We start from the raw sequence: 18856 nt of genomic DNA, 5'->3' as shown, positions 1-18856 counted from the left end.
ATGGCCGCTTCCGAAACCATCCTCAGCGTCAAGGACCTTCGGGTCCGCTTCCGCACCCTCGACGGTGTGGTGGAGGCGGTGAAGGGCATCAATATCCACGTCAAATCAGGCGAAACCGTCGCCGTCGTCGGCGAATCCGGTTCCGGCAAGAGCCAGACGATGATGGCGGCGATGAGCCTGCTCGCCTCGAACGGCGAAGCCACCGGCACCGTCGATTATCGCGGCCGCAATCTTTTGACCTTGAGCAAGCCCGAGCTCAACAAGATCCGCGGCCGCAAGATCAGCATGATCTTCCAGGAGCCGATGACGTCGCTAGACCCGCTCTATTCGATCGGCAACCAGCTGATCGAGCCGATCCGCAAGCATCGCGGACTTGGCGCCGCCGCGGCGCGCGAGGAGGCGCTCAAGCTGCTGCGGCTGGTCCATATTCCCGATCCGGAGCGGCGGATGAAATCCTATCCGCACGAGTTATCGGGCGGTCAGCGCCAGCGCGTCATGATCGCCATGGCGCTGGCCAACGACCCCGACATACTGATCGCCGACGAGCCGACGACCGCGCTCGACGTCACCATCCAGGCGCAGATCCTCATGCTGCTCGCCGAATTGCAGCGCAAGCTCGGCATGGCGATCGTCTTCATCACCCACGATCTCGGCATCGTCCGGCGCTTTGCCGATCGGGTCTATGTGATGCGCTATGGCGAGGTGGTCGAGGAGGGCGAGGCGGAAGCGATCTTCGCCAACCCGCAGCACGGCTACACCAAGATGCTACTTGCCGCCGAACCGACCGGCACCAAGGCGCCGCCGCCTCCGAATGCCCCTGTCCTGCTTGAAGGCAGGAACGTCGAGGTGACCTTCAAGATCGGCGGCGGATTTCTTGGCGGCGAGCCGCTGCTGCTGCGCGCCGTCGATCGCATTTCGATACGGCTGAAGCGCAACCAGACGATCGGCATCGTCGGCGAATCCGGCTCGGGAAAATCGACGCTCGGCCGCGCCTTGCTGCGGCTCCTGCCCAGCGACGGTATCATCCGGCTTGGTGACCGCGACATTTCCCACGCCGACCGCCAGGCGATGCGGCCGCTGCGGCGCGAATTGCAGCTGGTTTTCCAGGATCCGTTCGGCTCGCTGTCGCCACGCATGACCGTCGGCCAGATCATCACCGAGGGGCTTCTGGTCCATGAGCCCAATCTGTCGGGCAGGCAGCGCGATCTCCGCGCGGTCGATGCCTTGCTCGAAGTCGGGCTCGACCCGAACACGCGCAACCGCTATCCGCATGAATTCTCCGGCGGTCAGCGGCAGCGCATCGCCATTGCGCGCGCCATGATACTGAAGCCGAAAGTGGTGGTGCTGGACGAGCCGACCTCGGCGCTGGACCGCTCCGTGCAGAAGCAGATCGTCGAATTGCTGCGCAAGCTGCAGGCCGACCACGAGCTGTCCTATCTGTTCATCAGCCACGATCTCGCCGTCGTGCGCGCCATGGCCGACTACATCATCGTCATGAAGCAGGGCAAGATCGTCGAGGAGGGACCGGCCGAGGCAATCTTCAGCAATCCGCAGGCAACCTATACGCAGACACTGATGGCCGCGGCCATCGACGTGACGCGATTTCGCCTGAGCGCATAGCGCGATTGGTCAGAACTGCGGCGGATGGTGGTTGTTCCGGGAACAAAAACAGCTAAGCCGCTGTTTTTTCTGGTCGGAGTGGCAGGATTTGAACCTGCGACCCCATCGTCCCGAACGATGTGCGCTACCAGGCTGCGCTACACTCCGTGACCAGACCGCGGGCTTATAGCCGCCGCGTTTGGTTACTGCAAGCGCCAATGGCAGCGCTTCTGTCGCATTTCTTTCGCTTTCGCCGCCACGTCATACAGGTTTCAGTTTCCTGTCGCACAAACACGGCTTAAAGGGCTTCTGGGTAACCGTCCACTTGCTTCGAAGCACCTGATTCAGCCGCCTGGAGTTTGCAGCCTTGTCGATGAAGATCGTTAGCGATGTCAGACCAAACACTTTTGAGTTTGAAACCTCGGCGCTGATCAAGCCGTCTGGGTTTCGCGAATATGATGCGCGCTGGTGGTTCGGCCATCCCGGCTCGAACGAAACGCCGGAACTCAATCTGATCGGCGTCCAGGCGCTCGGCATGGGGCTCGGCACGCTGATCCGTCGCCTGGGTGCCGGACCCGACATCGTCACCGGTCACGATTTCCGCTCCTATTCGCTTGCCATAAAGCTGGCCCTGGTTTCCGGGCTGATGGCGGCCGGCGCACGGGTCAAGGATGTCGGGCTTGCGCTGTCGCCGATGGCTTATTTCGCCCAGTTCGCGCTCGACACGCCCTCCGTCGCCATGGTCACTGCCTCGCACAACGAGAATGGCTGGACCGGCGTCAAGATGGGCGCGGCGCGCCCGCTGACTTTTGGTCCGGAGGAGATGAGCGCGTTGAAGGCAATCGTGCTCTCAGGCGATTTTGATCTTGTCGGTGGCGGCTCCTATGACTTCGTTGCGGACTTCCGCAAAACCTACCTTGACGATCTGACAGCGGGAAAGGGTATCTCCAGGAAGCTCAAGGTGGTGGCCGCCTGCGGCAACGGCACCGCCGGGGCTTTCGCTCCCGAGGCACTGGAAAGGATCGGCTGCGAGGTGATCCCGCTCGACGTCGAGCTCGATCATACGTTTCCCAATTACAATCCCAACCCCGAAGACATGCAGATGCTGCACGCCATTCGCGACAAGGTGCTGGAAACGGGCGCCGATGTCGGGCTAGGCTTCGACGGCGACGGCGATCGCTGCGGCGTGGTGGACAATGAAGGCAACGAGATTTTCGCCGACAAGGTCGGCGTCATGCTGGCGCGCGACATTTCGCACCTCTATCCCGGCTCGACTTTCGTCGTCGACGTCAAGTCGACCGGATTGTTCATGACTGACAAGGTGTTGCGGGAAAATGGCGCGGTCACCGACTATTGGAAAACCGGTCACTCCTATATCAAGCGGCGCGTCGCCGAACTCGGCGCCGCCGCCGGTTTCGAAAAATCGGGCCATTTCTTCTTCAATCCGCCGATCGGCCGCGGCTATGACGATGGCCTGGTGACGGCCATCGCCATATGCCAGATGCTGGATCGCAGCCCGCAAAGCAGCATGGCCGACCTCTATCGCGATCTGCCGCTGACCTTCGGCACGCCGACCATGTCGCCACACTGCGCCGACGAGCTCAAATACGGCGTCGTCGAGCGCGTCGTAGGCGACTTTCGCAAGATGAAGGACGAGGGCACGGTGTTCGCCGGCCAGAAGATCGCCGAACTGATCACCGTCAACGGCGTCAGGGTCGTGGCGGAGGATGGTACCTGGGGGTTGGTGCGCGCATCATCGAACAAGCCGGAGCTTGTGGTGGTGGTGGAGAGCCCGGTATCGTCCGAGCGGCGCCGGCAGATGTTCGAAGCCGTCGATGCGGTGCTGCGCCGCAGCCCCGAAGTCGGCGCCTACAATCAGACCTTTTGAGCACGAGGCTTGTTTTCATGACCGAACGGATCGTCAGTTTTGTGATGAGCGGCGGCGTCGGCTCGCGGCTGTGGCCGTTGTCGCGCGAGGACAATCCCAAGCAGTTCCATGATTTCTCCGGCGATGGCTCAATGCTGGCCAAGACGCTGCGCCGGCTGACCGCGCGGCTGGAAGGCGAAACGCCGGTTTTCCTGATTGCCTCGGAAAGGCATGCCGACCGCGTTCATGCCGACATTGCCGGTCACGAGCTTTCCGGCGGCGGCCCGCTGTTCGAGCCGACCGGACGCAACACCGCCGCGGCCGTCGCCTTGGCAAGCCTGCGCACGCTGTCGGAATTCGGCGACAGCCTGGTGCTGGTGGTGCCGTCCGATCATGAGATCGCGACGCCACAGCAATTCTGGCGGAGCATCGAGGCTGGCACTGCGGCCGCGCGCCAAGGCAGGCTGGTGGTGTTCGGCATCAAGCCCGCCCAACCCGAGACCGGTTACGGCTACATCGAGGTGGCCGGCGAGCGCGATGGCATCTGCGATGTCTCGCGTTTCGTCGAAAAACCCGATCTCGCCACGGCGCAGAGCTATCTCGAGGCCGGCAATTTCTACTGGAACACCGGCATCTTCCTGTTTCGCGCCAGTGCCATGCGCGACGCGTTCATGGCCTTCCAGCCCGACATCTGGAGCGCCACAGAGGCTGCCTACCAGGCTGCGACATCGGATCTTTCCGGCCTCTACATGCCTCTGGAGCTCTATGCCGCCATCCCATCGACATCGATCGACTATGCGATCATGGAGCGCGCCAGCGGCATCGCCATGGTGCCGGCCGGCTTTCGCTGGAATGATCTCGGCTCCTGGCAATCGCTGCTCGACGTCGGCCCCTCCGACACGCAGGGCAATGTCATTGTCGGCGATGTCGTTGCCATCGATTGCGAGAACTCCTATATCCGCAGCGACGGCCGCCTGCTGTCGGCCATAGGCCTGAAGGACGTCGCCATCGTGTCGACCGCCGACGCCACTTTCGTTGCTCCGGTCAGCCACAGCCAGAACGTCAAGAAGATAGTCGAGCAGCTCGAAAAAAGCGGCCGCCTTGAGACCAGGTTCACGCCCGCCGACGACCGCGTCATCGAAAGCGGCGCCTGGCAGCGCCGCGTGCACCATTGGCTGTTCGAGGAGACGGTGCCGTTGTGGTCGACGGTCGGCGTCGATGAGCGCCATGGCGGTTTCCACGAAGCGCTCGGCTTCGATGCCGCCCCGCTGATGAAACCCAAGCGCATGCGCACGCAGGCCAGGCAGATCTACGCCTTCGCCGTCGCCAAGGCGCGCGGCTGGAACGGCCCGGCCGATCGGCTGATCAGCCACGGCCTCGAATTCATGGCCAGGCACGGACGTACCGACAATGGCGGCTGGGTACGCACGCTCAACGTCGACGGCACCGTCGCCGACGCCGCCGAGGATGCCTATGACCATTCCTGCGTGCTCCTGGCGCTGGCGCATGCCCATATGTGCGGCAATCCCGATGCGTTGCGGCTTGGCCAGGAGACCTTTGCGTTCATCGACGCGCATCTCGAGGACGAACGCCTGACCGGCTTCCGCGAGACCTCGAGCGGCGAGGGCGAGCGCCGCTCCAACCCGCACATGCATCTGCTCGAGGCATTCCTGGCCTGGCATCAGGCGACGGGCGAGCGCGCCTATCTTCGTCGCGCCGCGCGCATCGTCGATCTGTTTCGCAGCCATTTCTTCGACCCGGAAAGCTGGACGCTGGGTGAGTATTTCGACCATGAATGGCGGCCGGCCCCTGGCGAGAAGGGCACGTGGACCGAACCTGGCCATCATTTCGAATGGGCCTCGCTGCTGGTCGACTTCGCCGGGCGCAGCGGCCAGAGCGGCTTGACCGGTCTTGCCCGGAAGCTTTACGCGTCGGCGATTGCCAATGGCCTGAACCGCGCCACGGGCCTCGCCTACGGCGCCGTCTCGCGGCAAGGACTGCCGCTCGACCGCGTCTCGCGCAGCTGGCCGCAGGCCGAAGCGATCAAGGCGGCGATCGCGCTGGACGGTTCGGGCGGTCCCGACCTGAAGCCGGAAATCGAGGCGCGTGTCGGCCGGCTGTTCCGCTGGCACATCAATCCGGCACCGCTCGGCCTGTGGATCGACCGCATTGACGAGCGTGGCCGCTCCTTGGCGAGCGAGGTGCCGGCCAGCATCTTCTATCATCTCGTCTGCGCGCTGACGCAGTATCTGGACGGCACTGCGCCCAAGGATCAGTACGGGCTGGCGACATCACCCGTCTCGACGTAGACCGACTTCAGCTGCGAATAGAGCGCCAGTGCCGCGAGCGAATTCTCGCGGCCGATGCCGGACTGCTTGAAGCCGCCGAACGGGATTTCGACCGGCGTCAGATTGTAGGCGTTGATCCAGCAGGTGCCGGCCTGCAGTTCGGCGATGACACGATGGGCGCGCGCCAGGTCGCGCGTGAACACGCCGGCGGCGAGGCCGAATTCGGTATCGTTGGCGCGCTCGATCACCTCGTCCTCGCTGTCGAATTTCAGCACACTCATCACCGGCCCGAAAATCTCCTCGCGCGCGATGCGCATCGTGTCGGTGACACCGGTGAACACCGTCGGCTCGACGAAGAAGCCGCCCTGGAAGCCCTGCAGCGAAGGCACGTTTCCGCCGCAGGCGAGCACCGCGCCATCCTGCTTGCCGGCCTCGATGTAAGAGACCACCTTGTCGTGCTGCGCCTTCGAGACCAGCGGCCCCATCTGCGTGTCCAGATCGAGCGGATCGCCGATGCGGATTTTCTTCGTCCGTTCGGTCAGCCTCTCGACGAAACGGTCATGGATGCTGCTCTGCACGAAGACCCGCGTGCCGTTGGAGCAGATCTGGCCGGTCGAATAGAAATTGCCGAGCATCGCGCCGCCGATGGCATTTTCGAGGTTGGCGTCTTCGAAGACGATCAGCGGCGACTTGCCGCCGAGCTCCATCGTCGCGTGCTTCATCTTCGAGCCGGCGAGCGACAGCACCTTGCGGCCGGTCGGCACCGAGCCGGTCACCGAGACCTTTGCGACGACATCATGTCCGACAAGACCGGCGCCGACATCGCCAAAACCCTGCACGACGTTGAACAGCCCGTCGGGCAGCCCGGCCTCGGTGTAGATCTCGGCGAGCGCCAGCGCTGAAAGCGGCGTGTTCTCCGAGGGCTTGAACACCATCGCATTGCCCATGGCGAGGGCCGGCGCCGACTTCCAGCCGGCGATCTGGATCGGGTAATTCCAGGCGCCGATGCCGACGCAGACGCCGAGCGCCTCGCGCCTGGTATAGGCAAAGGGTCCGCCGAGATCGACGGCCTCGCCATTAAAGGCGGCGACGGCGCCGCCGAAATATTCCAGGCAGTCGGCCGCCGACGGGGCATCGGCGACCAGCGTCTCCTGGATCGGCTTACCGGTATCCAGCGTCTCGATGCGCGCCAGATCGGCATTGCGCGCGCGCAAAATGTCGGCGGCGCGGCGCAGGATGCGGCCGCGTTCGACCGCCTTCAGCCGCGCCCAGGCCGGTTGTGCTGCACGCGCCGCCTCGATCGCGAGCTCCAGCACGTTCGGCGTCGCCGAGCGCAGGATGGCGATGGTCTCGCCGGTTGCCGGATAGATAACCGGCAGCGCTGCGCCGCGCTCGTCGTCGATATAGCGGCCGTTGACATAATGCGATGCCGTTGGCTGGGCGCGCATGACTGTTCTCCAAATCGTCTTGTCGCGGCATGCGGAATATGCGTCCGCCGGATCATGGCCTATCTGTCCGACACCTGCCAGCGCGGATTGATCCATGGTTCCTGGTTGGACGGTGGCAGCGGCGTACGCCCGAGAATGTGGTCGGCGGCCTTCTCGCCGGTCATGATCGACGGCGCGTTGAGATTGCCGTTGGTGACGCGTGGAAAGATCGAGGAATCGGCGACCCGAAGCCCTTCGACGCCAATGACGCGGCATTCCGGATCGACGACGCTCATCGCATCATCGGCACGGCCCAACTTGCAGGTGCCGCAAGGGTGGTAGGCGCTTTCGGCGTGGTCGCGAATGAAGGCGTCGAGCTCTTCATCCGATTGTACATGCGAGCCCGGCGACAGTTCCTTGCCTCGGTACGGATCGAAGGCCGCTTGCCCGAAGATCTCGCGGGTCAGCCGGATGCAGTGGCGGAACTCCATCCAGTCGTCCGGATGCGACATGTAGTTGAAGCGGATCACCGGGTTCGATTTGGGATCGGGCGAGCGCAGCGTGACTGAACCGCGCGACTTCGACCGCATCGGCCCGACATGCGCCTGGAAACCATGCGCCTTGGCCGCCGCCTTGCCGTCATAGCGGACCGCGGCCGGGATGAAGTGATACTGGATATCGGGATAGTCGACGCCGGCGCGCGAGCGCACGAAGGCGGCCGCCTCGAAATGATTGGTGGCACCGAGGCCGGATTTGAAGAACAGCCATTGTGCCCCGATCAGCGCCTTCGAGAACGGGTTCAAGACGGAGTTCAGCGTGATCGGCTTTGTCGATTCCTGCTGGATGTAAAGTTCCATATGGTCCTGCAGATTGCGGCCGACTCCGGGCCGGTCGGCGATCACCGGGATGCCGTTCTCCCTAAGGTGCTGGCCGGGGCCGATGCCGGACAGCATCAGGATCTTGGGCGAGTTGATCGAGGACGCGGCAACGATCACCTCGCGTCGCGCTCTGACCACCTGAATCCGTTTGCGCACTTCGATCTCGACGCCGGTGGCGCGTTGATTCTCGATGATTACCCGCCGGGCGAAACCCTTGACCAGGCTGACATTTTTCCGCCTCAGCGCCGGCCTCAGATAGGCGCTCGCGGCCGACCAGCGACGGCCGCCGCGGATGGTCTGCTCCATCGGCCCAAAGCCTTCCTGCTTCGCGCCGTTATAGTCGTCGGTCAGCTCGAAACCGGCCTGACGGCCTGCCTCGACGAAGGCGCCGTAGAGTGGGTTCGTCCTCGAGCCGCGCTGCACAGTCAGCGGGCCGCCATGGCCGCGCCAGCCATTCTCGCCGCCATTGCTGTCCTCCATGCGCTTGAAGTACGGGAGCACATCGGCAAAGCCCCAGCCGGTCGCGCCCTGTTCGGCCCAATGGTCGAAGTCGCGGGCATGGCCGCGCACATAGACCATGCCGTTGATCGACGACGAGCCGCCGATGACCTTGCCGCGCGGCGTCGCCAGCACGCGGCCGCCGAGGTGCGGCTCCGGCTCGCTGGCAAAGCCCCAGTCGTAGAGGCTCATATTGAGCGGGATCGACAGTGCCGACGGCATCTGGATCAGCGGGCCGATATCGCTGCCGCCATATTCGATGACGATCACCGAATGCTTGCCGTCCTCCGAGAGCCGGTAGGCCATGGCCGAACCGGCCGAGCCGGAGCCGATGATGACGAAATCCGCTTCAAGCATGGTTCATGCGCGCCCGTGGTTCATATGCGCAATGAAATCGGCCAGCGAGACGTTGCCGCCGGTTGCCATTACGAGAACGGTCTTGCCGGTGACGTCGACCTTGCCGCCGAGCAACGCCGCCAGCGAAGCAGCGCCGGATGGCTCGAGCACCAGCTTCAGCCGCTCGAAGGCGAGGCGCATGGCGCGCCGCACCGAAGCATCGTCGACGGTGACGCCGCGAACGCCGGCGGCCTTCACCGCTGCGAACGGCGCGTCGCCGGGCCGCCGCGACATCAGCCCGTCGCAGATCGATTTCGGCCCGATCGGCATGGTTTCGATGGCGCCATGCGCCAGCGACGAGCCCATGCCGTCAAAACCTTCCGGCTCGACGCCGATGATCTTCGTGGCTGGCGACAGGTAGTGAAAGGCCAGTGAAACACCGCCGATCAGGCCGCCGCCGCCGACCGAGCAGAACAAGAGATCGGCCTCCGCTTGCCTGGCGGCGATCTGGTCGAGTGCCTCCAGCCCGGCACCGGCCTGGCCGGCGACGATCTCCGGATCGTCGAACGGGTGCAGCAGCGCCAGGCCTTCGCTCGCAGCGATCTCGCGCGCCTTGGCGGCGGCGACTTCCTCACGCGCGCGCTCGCCATGGTCAGTCAGCACCACGCGCGCGCCGTAACCCAATGTGGCGTCGCGCTTGGCGGCCGGCGCGTCGATCGGCATGACGATGGTGACGGGAATGCCAAGCGCTTGGCCAGCCGCCGCTAGCCCCTGCGCAAAATTGCCGGAGGAGTAGGCGACGACGCCCTTTTTGGCTTCGTCAGGCGAGAGCTTCTTCAGCCGCCAGTAGGCGCCGCGCACCTTGAACGATCCTGCCCATTGCAGCGATTCGGCCTTGACGAAGACGCGGGCGGCGCCGGTCTCGCGCGCGAGTGCCGCCGATTCCAGCAGCGGCGTGACCTGCGTCGCCTTGGAGGTGACGGCATAGGCCTGCCTGAGATGGTCGAGCGAGGGGACGAGACTATCTGCCATCATTCGCCTCGCGGAAAGCGCTTCTGCTCTTCGAGCAGGTCGAGGTTCATGTGGTTGCGCATGTAGCGCTCCGATGCCTTCTGCAGCGGCTGGAATTCCCAGGGATAATGGGTGCCGTTGCGCAGCGCCGGGTAGACCATCCAGCGGCGTGCCTGGCTGGCACGCACCGCCGCGTCGAAGGCCGCCATGTCCCAGCGCGCCCGCACCTTGTCGGTGAAAGCGGCCACCAATGCCGCATTGGCCGGATCGGCGGCGAGATTGGTCAATTCCTGCGAATCCGATTCAAGATCAAACAGTTGCGGCGGATCGATCTCGCAATGGATGAATTTGTAGCGGCCCTCGCGCATCGCCACCATCGGCGCGTTGGAGCCTTCGGCGGCATATTCCATCAGCACCGGCGCGGAGCGTTTCTTTCCGTTCAGCAACAGCAGCAGCGACTGGCCGTCAGTCCACGGCGCAATCGCGCTGATGTCGATGCCGGCGAGGTCGCAAAGCGTCGGCGTCACGTCGAGATTGGAGACCGGCGTGTCGATCAGGCCGGCGGCGATGCCCTTGCCGGCGACCATCAGCGGCACCCGCGCCGAACCTTCGAAGAAGCACATCTTGAACCACAGGCCGCGCTCGCCGAGCATGTCGCCGTGATCCGAGCAGAACAGGATGACCGTGTCGTCGAGCATGTGTGTGTGCTCGAGCACCGACATCAATTCGCCGAGCTTGTCGTCGAGATAGGAGATGTTGGCGAAATAGCCGCGCCGTGCGCGGCGTATCTGCTCAGCGGTGATGTCGAACCTGTCATAGTCGCTGGCGCGGTAGAGCCGCTGCGAATGCGGGTCCTGCCTGTCGTAAGGAATGAAGCCGACCTCGGGCTCGAGCGCCGGGCAATCCTCGTAAAGGTCCCAGTATTGCCGCCGTGCGACGTAAGGATCGTGCGGATGGGTGAAGGAAACCGTCAAGCACCAGGGCCGATGTGCGGCATCGTCGGAGACGCGGGCAAAATCATAGAGCTTCTGCACCGCATGGAAGGCGACCTCGTCGTCATATTCCAGCTGGTTGGTGATCTCGGCAGTACCGGCGCCGCTGACGGAGCCGAGATTGTGATACCACCAGTCGATGCGCTCGCCGGGTTTGCGATAGTCGGGTGTCCAGCCGAAATCGGCCGGATAGATGTCGGTGGTCAGCCGCTCTTCGAAGCCGTGCAACTGGTCCGGACCGACGAAATGCATCTTGCCGGAAAGGCAGGTGTGATAGCCGGCGGCACGCAGATGATGAGCAAAGGTCGGGATCGACGAGGTGAATTCGGCGGCATTGTCATAGACCCCGGTGCGTGACGGCAATTGGCCGCTCATGAATGCGGCCCGGCCTGGCGCGCAGAGCGGTGACGCGGTGTAATTGTTGCAAAAACGCGCCGAACGCGCGGCGAGCGCCTTTAGATGCGGCGCGTGCAGGAAGTCTGCCGGCCCGTCTGGAAATAGCGTTCCGTTGAGCTGATCGACCATGACGATCAGGATGTTGGGTCGCTTGGATGTCACTGCTTCTGCCGTCCGCTGAGCTTCGTTTCGAGATAGTCCTCGACCAGTGCAATCGCGGTCGCGGCATCGGGAACACCGTCCTTCAGCGCGCGCCTGATATAGAGCCCGTCGATCAGCGCCGCGGTCGCTTCGGCGACCCGGTCGGCCTCGCTTCTCGGCAGGATGCCGGCCAGCCCGCTGAGCAGATTGGAATGCAGCCGGCGCGCATAGACCTTGAGCAGCCGGCGGAGTGCTGCCGATTTCTGCGCCTCGACATAGAAGGCGAGCCAGGCGGCGATCGTTTCGGGCTGGAACTGGATGTCGGAGAAGTTGACCGCGACCACCGCCGAGACGCGCTGGCGCGCCGTGCCGGCCGCGCGAAGTGCACGGCGCGTATCGGCGGTGAGCTCGCTCAGGATGTGCCGCATCGTCGCCAACAGCAATTCGTCCTTGGCGCCGAAATAATGGTGGGCAAGCGCCGAGGACACGCCGGCGCGGCCGGCGATTTCCGACATCGTCACATCAAGCGAACCGCGCTCGCCGATCGCCGAGATCGTTGCGTCGATGAGCGCCCTGCGGCGCAACGGCTCCATTCCGAGTTTCGGCATTCCTGCTCCGGCCTGTTGCGACAAGATTATTTTTTATTGACGCATCAATCAACAAAAATCCGGCCTGATTTGCTGGCAAAAGCCAGGCACTATGACCAGATGATCAAGATCAAGCGATTGTGCGGTTCTGGCCCCTTCACGAGGCCGGCGAAACGGTTCATGCTTGAACAATGCGGATGCGCGCGCTGTATCGCGTAGCCCGGGTCCACAGGATGGAGATCGCCATGACAGCATGCATCGTCGGTTGGGCGCATTCGCGCTTCGGCAAGCTCGAAGGCGAGACGCTGGAGAGCCTGATCACCAAGGTGGCAGTCGAGGCGCTTGATCATGCCGGCATCGGTCCGGATGACGTCGACGAGATCGTGCTAGGCCACTTCAACGCCGGGTTTTCCGCCCAGGATTTCACCGCGAGCCTGGTACTCCAGGCCGACGACCGGCTGCGCTTCAAGCCGGCGACCCGCGTCGAGAACGCCTGCGCCACCGGCTCGGCGGCGGTCAGGCAAGGCATCCGCGCCATCGACGCCAATGCCGCCCGTATCGTGCTGGTGGTCGGCGCCGAGCAGATGACGACGACGCCCGGTCCCGAGATCGGCAAGAACCTGCTCAAGGCCTCGTATCTGCCGGAGGACGGTGACACGCCGGCAGGCTTCGCCGGCGTCTTCGGCAAGATCGCCCAAGCCTATTTTCAACGCTACGGCGACCAGTCGGATGCGCTGGCGATGATCGCCGCCAAGAACCACAAGAACGGCGTCGACAATCCCTACGCGCAGATGCGCAAGGATTTCGGCTACGAGTTCTGCCGGCAGGAAAGCGAAAAAAACCCCTTCGTCGCCGGTCCGCTGAAGCGCACAGACTGCTCGCTGGTGTCGGACGGTGCCGCCGCGCTTGTCCTTGCCGACACGGCCACGGCGCTGAAGATGCGCCGCGCCGTCGCCTTCCGCGCCAATGAGCATGTTCAGGATTTCCTGCCGATGTCGAAGCGCGACATTCTCGCCTTCGAAGGCTGCGAGCAGGCCTGGAACCAGGCGCTGAAGCAGGCGGGCGTGACGCTCGGCGACCTGTCCTTCGTCGAGACGCATGACTGTTTCACCATCGCCGAACTGATCGAGTATGAGGCGATGGGCTTGGCCAAGCCGGGCGAGGGTGCCAAGCTGGCCTTGGATGGCGAGACGGCGAAAAATGGAAGGCTGCCGGTCAATCCGTCCGGTGGACTGAAGGCCAAGGGCCACCCGATCGGTGCCACCGGCGTATCGATGCATGTGCTGAGCGCCATGCAGCTTGTCGGCGAGGCGGGCGGCATCCAGGTGCCGGGAGCAAAACTCGGCGGCATCTTCAACATGGGTGGTGCCGCGGTCGCCAACTACGTTTCCATTCTCGACCGGATCAGATAAACCCGCCCGCATTTGCGGGAGGTGACATGACAAATCCGGTTCTGGTCGAAGTTTTGCGCGACGCTCTCGTCGAGAGCGCCCATCGCGGCGCTGTTGCCGTATTCGACGCCGACGGCAAGCCCGTCTGGGAGATCGGCGACACGGCACAGCCGGTGTTCCCGCGCTCGGCGGTCAAGGCGATCCAGGCGTTGCCGCTGGTCGAGAGCGGCGCTGCCGATGCCTACGGCTTCGGTGACCGGGAGCTGGCGCTGGCCTGCGCCTCCCATTCCGGCGAGCCGCCGCATGTCGAGCTGGCGCGCGCCATGCTGGCGAAAGCCGGCCTCGACGAGACGGCACTCGAATGCGGCGCGCATTGGCCGTCGAGCCACGGGGCGACGCTGGCGCTTGCCCGCGCCGGCCGTGCGCCGAACACCTTGCACAACAATTGTTCCGGCAAGCACTCAGGCTTCCTATGCACCTGCGTTCACAGCGGCATCGCCCATCGTGGTTACGTCAAGGCTGGCCATGCTTCGCAGGAGATGGTGCGCGAAGCGATGCAGGCGGTGACCGGTGCTGCCCATGACGCCGATCACCGCGGCACCGACGGCTGCTCGATTCCGACCTATGCCGTGCCGCTGCGCAGCTTTGCCCTTGGCTTTGCCCGCATGGCGACAGGTGCCGGCTTCGAGCCGGTGCGCGCCCGGGCGGCGAAGCGGCTGCTTTCCGCCTGCATGGCCGAGCCGTTTTTCGTCGCCGGCACGGGCAGGTCCGATGTAGCGATGATGGAGGCCGCGCCGGGCCGGATTTTCGTCAAGGGAGGCGCCGAAGGTGTTTTTTGCGCCGCCCTTCCGGAGCTCGGCCTTGGCATTGCGCTGAAATGCGACGATGGCGCCGGCCGCGCCGCTGAAGTGATGGTCGCGGCCGTGCTGGCAAAGCTGCTGCACGCCGACCAGGCGCTCGCTGCGAAATTGATCGAACAGGCAAATCCGCCCATCGAAAGCCGGATCGGTGCCAAAGTCGGCGCGCTCCGGCCGACGGCCACCTTCAACTGACGTGGTTGCGCTCGACGGTCAAATGCGCGTAGCCGGCATTGCCTGATGCGGCGAGGTCGCCGGTCACCGGCTCGGCCCAGCGTTGGCCGACGATCGCGCCGTTCTGGACTCCGTCGATGACATTGTCGGAGATGATTGCCGTCCCGGCACCTTCGACCACGGTCACGACGATGCCGGTCCCCGCCTTGCGGATGACGTTTCCCGTGGCGACCACATTGCGCATGAACGGTCCCCAGCCGATCTGCATGCCGTAGAGCGGTGCATTCTCGACGACATTGCCGGAAACTGTGGTGTCTGCCTCGACGCTGATGCCGACGCCGAAGCCGGGCGCGTCCGCAGGGTAGGGGCCGCTGGTCGCCAGATTGCGGACTACGTTGCCGGAGCAGACGCCCATGCGGCCGCCTTCGTTGAAATTGACGATCGAAATACCGTTCGCAGCACCATCGACGATGTTGTTGCCGATGATCGCCCCTTCGAACGAGAATTCGGAATACACGGCCGTCTCGCCCGAACGCGAGCAGGTGTTGCCGGTGATCTGCAAATTGCTGGAACTGTTGGCGCGGACCGCCGAGAACGCGCAATCCGAGACAATATTGCCGGAGATAATGACGTTGCCGGCGCGGAAGGCATTGATGCCGTTGCCGTTCTGGCCGGTTCCGCCGCCGCGCGCCTGGATGCGTTCGATCCGGTTGCCGCTGACGATGGTGCCGTCTTCCGCTGCCCGCCAGCGGTGCACGAGGATGCCGCCATTGGCGCAGTCGGAGACGCTATTGCCTGATATTTCCAGGCCATCGGCCTCGACCGAATAGATGCCGGCATCGGCCGCACCGGATATCTCCGAGCGCTGGATGCGGCCCGAGGTTTGTTCGAGCGCCAGACCGTTCTTGCCGCTGCCGGTCATCTGGCAGTTGTCGACGACCAGATGGGCGATGCGGCGCAGATCGAGCAGGCCTTGCGTGTAGTCGCCCATCCAGCGGTTGCTGCCATCGAACACCAGCCCGCTGAGTTCGATATGCTCGGCCCGTTCGGCCATGATGAGATGGCCATTGCCGCCATAGACGATCCGCGATGCGCCCGGCACGCCGGACAGGCGCACCCGGCCGGGCAGTGACAGGTTGGAAACGATATAGATCCCCGGCGGCAGGAACACCGGCATGTCGCGGTCGTGCGCGTCGCGCAGCAGCTTGGTGAAAGCCTTGCTCTGATCGTCTAGCGCGCCGGGCCGGACGCCGCGCTCGGTCGCGTTGATCGCGCCACGCATCGCGGCTTTCTCGATGCCGGGCAGGTTCTTCGCCGCTGCCTTGCCAAGCGAAAGCCCCATGATGGCAAAGCCGGTGGTCTGCGCAAGCAGCGTTCTTCTGTTCAACATCGGCACAGATCCCTTGCGGCCAACGCTCACGCCGCAGGATTCGTGCCAGACTAGCCCGGTCGAACCCGTGGTGAAAATCTGAAGCTTGCCAGCCAGGACGGAATATCGCTTTCGGCCCTTCTGTGGGCGATCAAACGAAGCCCCTCTTGAGCCTCTCTTCGATCCTCGTTGGCTCAGCGATCACCGCATTTACCCCGTTGAAGGCAAGTTGCAGGAATGTCTGGTCGATCTCCGCGGGGGACAGCTTCGTATCCCTCTCAAGCCACCAGTGCATCACTTCAAAGAACGCGCCAACGATGAAGCGTGTGGCGATCTCAAGTCTGGCCCCGCCTTGATCACCTTGGATATTCGCCAATTCATGGCGAACCTGCCTGCTTATCCAGCCGCGGATCTCTTCTGGCATTTCGCGCTTTTTCCCGCCCATCAGCGCACGGTGCATCTCCCGCGTGGCAAGAGCATGCTCGAACACCGGACCGCTGAAGGAAAAGCCCTTGGCGTTTCGCTGCGAATAGCGTTCGGCACCGTGCGCCTGCAAGGTCTTCAGATGGTCGTCGATCGTCGCTTTCCTCAAGCGGTCCTTGTCGGGATAGTGTGTGTAGAAAGTCGAGCGGCCGACATCGGCTTCCCTGCAGATATCCTCGACCGTGATCGCCGTATACCCCTTCTCGGCGGTCAGTCTGAAAAGCGCCTGCTGCAGTCGGCTGCGGGTTCTGGCGACCCGCCGATCGATCGATCCGGCTGGCATCGGCAACGTCCTTTTCCGGTCATAGGACACCAAACCGTCCAGTATTGGGCGCGCCGGTGCGACGTGGCCAGTAAAACTGATACTGGACACACTGTCCAGTATCCTATGCTCTTGCGGAAGGCCCAGCGCGATGCCCGGCTGGCCGGAGATAAAGCAATGCACCAACGTCTTTTCGGAACAATAGTCGGAGGGCATGCGTTAGTCGCGCTCGTCAAAGTGGCCGTGGTGCTCGCGGCATTTTTCTCGTTGGGACAGGCAAATGCGGTCTTTTCCTTGGGAGTTCCCGTCCTCCTGCTTCATGCTGGTGCACTCGTCGTAGTCGCGAGCTTGTTGATATGGCAAAGCGCTCACGGGCGGCTGTCCGCCAAGGACCGCAGACCGGCCGCCGGCGAGGAGAAGGCGCCGCATGTCGGCATCACGCTTCATTCCGCCGCCCTGTACGATATGCTGGCGTGGCTTCTGACCTTCGGTCGCGAACGTGCTTTTCGCGAAAGGATATTAAGCTTTGCGGAGCTGAAACCGGGAGAAGTGGTCCTGGATGTCGGGTGCGGCACCGGCACCACCGCGCTCCTCGTCAGACAGAAGGTGGGGCCGGAGGGGCGTGTGGACGGCGTCGACGCCTCAGCCGAAATGGTTGCGCGCGCGACGGCAAAGGCCCGGCGAGCCGGGCTACAAGTCGGGTTCTCGACCGCCACCGCTCAGGAACTGCCTTTCAAGGATGGGGAATTTGATGTCGTCCTCAGCACGCTGATGTTCCACCATCTTCCAAAGAAGGGCCGCGAGGAATTCGGCAGAGAGGCCTTCCGCGTCCTGAGGCCGGGCGGTCGTGTGCTTATCGTCGATTTTGCGAAACCGCCGCGCCGGAAGAGCACCTTTCGGCTCCACCGGCATGGTTACGTCGATTTGGACAAAGTTGCAGCGGATCTCGGCCGGCACGGCTTCAATATCGTTGAGCAAGGCGACGTCGGAACCAAGGGGCTCCGCTACCTAGTTGCGCAACCGGACCTTAGCCTTGCGGCCCTCGAAGCGCGATAGTGCGCCAAGTTGAGGCATTCGCATGGTCAGCTTTACACCCCAAGCAGCTGTCTAATCTCGGGTACTGAACCCAGATCTTCACCATTAGCCTCTTCATCAGCAATGGCTTGTGAAGTCGCCATTCCAAGCCTAAGTTCGTCAGATGAGCAGGGCCTTCACCCGCGAGGAAGACAGCGAAAACGCCATTGCCGGCATCGGCGAGCGGCCGATCAGCCATCACCGCAATCTGGTCACGGAACGCGGCATGGCGCTGATCGATGCCGAGGTGGCCGCTCTGCGCGACGAACTGGGCAGAGCCGAGAAGAGGGCCGACCGCGAGCGCATCGCGCTGGTCTCGCGCGATCTCCGCTATTGGACTGCACGGCGGGAAAGCGCCGAGCTTTCGGTGCCGGAACCGGGCAGCGACCTGGTTCGTTTCGGCATGGGTGTCACCCTGGAAAGCGACGATGGCAAGAAGGTGCACTGGAAGATCGTCGGCGAGGACGAAGCCAATCCGGGCAAAGGGACAATTTCCCATATGTCGCCGATGGCGATGGCGCTGTTCGGCAAGAAGATCGGCGAAATTGCCGTGGTCAACGGCAAGGAATGGGAGATCGTCAAGCTCTCCGACAGTTAGTCTTCGAGCTTGACGACATGATCGCGGAAGAACGCCGCGGCACCAGCTTCGTCGATTTCGCCGGCGGCGACGCCCATGACGAATTCGTAAAGCATGCCGTTATTGGCCGTCAGGGCATAACTATTCACAATCAGAAATGCGCCGGCAGCGACAATGGCCGTGCGTTTGTTACCGTCGACAAAGGCATGATTTCTGGCAATGCCGAAGACATAGGCGGCTGCGAGTTCCTCAACCGACGGGTCTCCGTAGTTGGCCTTGTTTTCGGCGCGAGCGAGCGCCGATTCGAGCGCATTTTCATCCCTCAAGCCTTGTGCTCCGCCGTGTCGGCGCAACTGCTCCGCGTGCATGGCTTCGACTGCACGCCGCGTCAGAAACTCCCAGCTCATTCGGCGAGCTTCTGAAGCGCGACCTTGTATTTGTCCATGACCTCGCGGGCAGCTTTCATTTGCCGCTCGAAGCTGTCGTCCACCGGCTTCAGCGCAAGACCGTCACCTGTTTCAACGATTTGAAGCTGGTCGCCGGCCTTCAGGTTCAGACGATCGAGAAGCTCCCTCGGCAGGATCACGCCTTCGGAATTGCCGATCTTGCGAATGGTCGTGTTCATCGTGAGGCATCCTGTTGCAACGCT

General features: G+C 63.6%; 16 protein-coding genes and 1 tRNA gene. 7 read left to right on the top strand and 10 right to left on the bottom strand.

Annotated elements, in window-relative coordinates; translation table 11 throughout:
• Positions 1–1620, top strand: coding sequence for an ABC transporter ATP-binding protein (locus tag NKJ55_RS06065; protein WP_352449088.1), 1620 nt, complete (start codon positions 1–3; stop codon positions 1618–1620).
• Positions 1621–1690: 70 nt separating this feature from the next.
• Here the strand turns inward: NKJ55_RS06065 and NKJ55_RS06060 are convergent.
• Positions 1691–1767: transfer RNA gene (locus NKJ55_RS06060), tRNA-Pro, on the bottom strand.
• A gap of 205 nt (positions 1768–1972) precedes the next feature.
• Here NKJ55_RS06060 and NKJ55_RS06055 point away from each other — a divergent pair.
• Together NKJ55_RS06055 and NKJ55_RS06050 are read left to right on the top strand one after the other, a co-directional pair.
• Positions 1973–3487, top strand: coding sequence for a phosphomannomutase/phosphoglucomutase (locus NKJ55_RS06055; protein ID WP_502902809.1), 1515 nt, complete (start codon positions 1973–1975; stop codon positions 3485–3487).
• Between the two features lie 17 nt (positions 3488–3504).
• Positions 3505–5775 carry an AGE family epimerase/isomerase gene (locus NKJ55_RS06050; protein ID WP_352449086.1) on the top strand — a complete coding sequence of 757 codons (2271 nt, stop codon included), beginning with the start codon at positions 3505–3507 and terminating at the stop codon, positions 5773–5775.
• Here NKJ55_RS06050 and betB read toward each other — a convergent pair.
• From betB to betI, 5 genes are read right to left on the bottom strand one after another with little or no spacing between them, the layout of a single operon-like run.
• Entirely contained in the window at positions 5739–7202 is a 1464-nt protein-coding gene (betB, locus tag NKJ55_RS06045) for a betaine-aldehyde dehydrogenase (protein ID WP_352449085.1), read from the bottom strand. The genes NKJ55_RS06050 and betB overlap by 37 nt on opposite strands.
• A 59-nt stretch (positions 7203–7261) precedes the next feature.
• Entirely contained in the window at positions 7262–8914 is a 1653-nt protein-coding gene (gene betA / locus NKJ55_RS06040; RefSeq protein ID WP_352449084.1) for a choline dehydrogenase, read from the bottom strand.
• A 3-nt stretch (positions 8915–8917) separates the two neighbouring features.
• A complete protein-coding gene (locus NKJ55_RS06035; RefSeq protein ID WP_502897384.1) occupies positions 8918–9925 on the bottom strand; it encodes a threonine/serine dehydratase family protein in 1008 nt (335 codons plus the stop codon).
• The gene (gene betC / locus NKJ55_RS06030) at positions 9925–11454 is read right to left on the bottom strand and encodes a choline-sulfatase (RefSeq protein ID WP_352449082.1); all 1530 of its coding nucleotides are present in this window, start codon (positions 11452–11454) and stop codon (positions 9925–9927) included. The genes NKJ55_RS06035 and betC overlap by 1 nt, the downstream gene beginning before the upstream one ends.
• Complete coding sequence (gene betI, locus NKJ55_RS06025; protein WP_352449081.1) at positions 11451–12041, bottom strand: choline-binding transcriptional repressor BetI; 591 nt, start codon at positions 12039–12041, stop codon at positions 11451–11453. The genes betC and betI overlap by 4 nt, the downstream gene beginning before the upstream one ends.
• Positions 12042–12265: 224 nt before the next feature.
• Here betI and NKJ55_RS06020 point away from each other — a divergent pair, with 224 nt between their 5' ends.
• Positions 12266–13432 carry an acetyl-CoA acetyltransferase gene (locus NKJ55_RS06020; RefSeq protein WP_352449080.1) on the top strand — a complete coding sequence of 389 codons (1167 nt, stop codon included), beginning with the start codon at positions 12266–12268 and terminating at the stop codon, positions 13430–13432.
• Positions 13433–13458: 26 nt separating this feature from the next.
• The gene (locus NKJ55_RS06015) at positions 13459–14463 is read left to right on the top strand and encodes an asparaginase (RefSeq protein ID WP_352449079.1); all 1005 of its coding nucleotides are present in this window, start codon (positions 13459–13461) and stop codon (positions 14461–14463) included.
• Here NKJ55_RS06015 and NKJ55_RS06010 read toward each other — a convergent pair.
• Positions 14456–15832, bottom strand: coding sequence for a TIGR03808 family TAT-translocated repetitive protein (locus NKJ55_RS06010; RefSeq protein WP_352449078.1), 1377 nt, complete (start codon positions 15830–15832; stop codon positions 14456–14458). The two genes, NKJ55_RS06015 and NKJ55_RS06010, sit on opposite strands and share 8 nt — an antisense overlap.
• A gap of 130 nt (positions 15833–15962) precedes the next feature.
• Positions 15963–16772 carry a TetR/AcrR family transcriptional regulator gene (locus tag NKJ55_RS06005; RefSeq protein WP_352449077.1) on the bottom strand — a complete coding sequence of 270 codons (810 nt, stop codon included), beginning with the start codon at positions 16770–16772 and terminating at the stop codon, positions 15963–15965.
• Between NKJ55_RS06005 and NKJ55_RS06000 the strand changes: the two genes are divergently transcribed.
• Complete coding sequence (locus NKJ55_RS06000; RefSeq protein WP_352449076.1) at positions 16734–17612, top strand: class I SAM-dependent methyltransferase; 879 nt, start codon at positions 16734–16736, stop codon at positions 17610–17612. The two genes, NKJ55_RS06005 and NKJ55_RS06000, sit on opposite strands and share 39 nt — an antisense overlap.
• A 142-nt stretch (positions 17613–17754) precedes the next feature.
• Positions 17755–18228 (top strand): GreA/GreB family elongation factor, encoded by a 474-nt coding sequence (locus NKJ55_RS05995; RefSeq protein ID WP_352449075.1) that lies wholly within the window; start codon positions 17755–17757, stop codon positions 18226–18228.
• Here the strand turns inward: NKJ55_RS05995 and NKJ55_RS05990 are convergent.
• Together NKJ55_RS05990 and NKJ55_RS05985 are read right to left on the bottom strand one after the other, a co-directional pair.
• Complete coding sequence (locus NKJ55_RS05990) at positions 18225–18614, bottom strand: type II toxin-antitoxin system death-on-curing family toxin (protein ID WP_352449074.1); 390 nt, start codon at positions 18612–18614, stop codon at positions 18225–18227. The two genes, NKJ55_RS05995 and NKJ55_RS05990, sit on opposite strands and share 4 nt — an antisense overlap.
• Complete coding sequence (locus tag NKJ55_RS05985) at positions 18611–18832, bottom strand: AbrB/MazE/SpoVT family DNA-binding domain-containing protein (RefSeq protein WP_095496758.1); 222 nt, start codon at positions 18830–18832, stop codon at positions 18611–18613. Before NKJ55_RS05985 ends, NKJ55_RS05990 begins: the two co-directional genes overlap by 4 nt.
• Between the last annotated feature and the right edge of the window lie 24 nt (positions 18833–18856).

The organism is Mesorhizobium sp. M0106 (genome assembly GCF_040322715.1).
Classification (GTDB): domain Bacteria; phylum Pseudomonadota; class Alphaproteobacteria; order Rhizobiales; family Rhizobiaceae; genus Mesorhizobium.
The sequence above is the reverse complement of the archived record's forward strand: the minus strand, read 5'-3'. Positions and strand labels throughout refer to the sequence as shown.

What these genes read in the sequence shown, in the direction of transcription:
- NKJ55_RS06065 (WP_352449088.1), top strand. Translation starts at nt 1, where the DNA reads ATGGCCGCTTCCGAAACCATCCTCAGCGTCAAGGACCTTCGGGTCCGC.
- NKJ55_RS06055 (WP_502902809.1), top strand. Translation starts at nt 1,973, where the DNA reads ATGAAGATCGTTAGCGATGTCAGACCAAACACTTTTGAGTTTGAAACC.
- NKJ55_RS06050 (WP_352449086.1), top strand. Translation starts at nt 3,505, where the DNA reads ATGACCGAACGGATCGTCAGTTTTGTGATGAGCGGCGGCGTCGGCTCG.
- betB (WP_352449085.1), bottom strand. Translation starts at nt 7,202, where the DNA reads ATGCGCGCCCAGCCAACGGCATCGCATTATGTCAACGGCCGCTATATC.
- betA (WP_352449084.1), bottom strand. Translation starts at nt 8,914, where the DNA reads ATGCTTGAAGCGGATTTCGTCATCATCGGCTCCGGCTCGGCCGGTTCG.
- NKJ55_RS06035 (WP_502897384.1), bottom strand. Translation starts at nt 9,925, where the DNA reads ATGGCAGATAGTCTCGTCCCCTCGCTCGACCATCTCAGGCAGGCCTAT.
- betI (WP_352449081.1), bottom strand. Translation starts at nt 12,041, where the DNA reads ATGCCGAAACTCGGAATGGAGCCGTTGCGCCGCAGGGCGCTCATCGAC.
- NKJ55_RS06020 (WP_352449080.1), top strand. Translation starts at nt 12,266, where the DNA reads ATGACAGCATGCATCGTCGGTTGGGCGCATTCGCGCTTCGGCAAGCTC.
- NKJ55_RS06015 (WP_352449079.1), top strand. Translation starts at nt 13,459, where the DNA reads ATGACAAATCCGGTTCTGGTCGAAGTTTTGCGCGACGCTCTCGTCGAG.
- NKJ55_RS06010 (WP_352449078.1), bottom strand. Translation starts at nt 15,832, where the DNA reads ATGTTGAACAGAAGAACGCTGCTTGCGCAGACCACCGGCTTTGCCATC.
- NKJ55_RS06000 (WP_352449076.1), top strand. Translation starts at nt 16,734, where the DNA reads ATGCACCAACGTCTTTTCGGAACAATAGTCGGAGGGCATGCGTTAGTC.
- NKJ55_RS06005 (WP_352449077.1), bottom strand. Translation starts at nt 16,772, where the DNA reads ATGCCCTCCGACTATTGTTCCGAAAAGACGTTGGTGCATTGCTTTATC.
- NKJ55_RS05995 (WP_352449075.1), top strand. Translation starts at nt 17,755, where the DNA reads ATGAGCAGGGCCTTCACCCGCGAGGAAGACAGCGAAAACGCCATTGCC.
- NKJ55_RS05990 (WP_352449074.1), bottom strand. Translation starts at nt 18,614, where the DNA reads ATGAGCTGGGAGTTTCTGACGCGGCGTGCAGTCGAAGCCATGCACGCG.
- NKJ55_RS05985 (WP_095496758.1), bottom strand. Translation starts at nt 18,832, where the DNA reads ATGAACACGACCATTCGCAAGATCGGCAATTCCGAAGGCGTGATCCTG.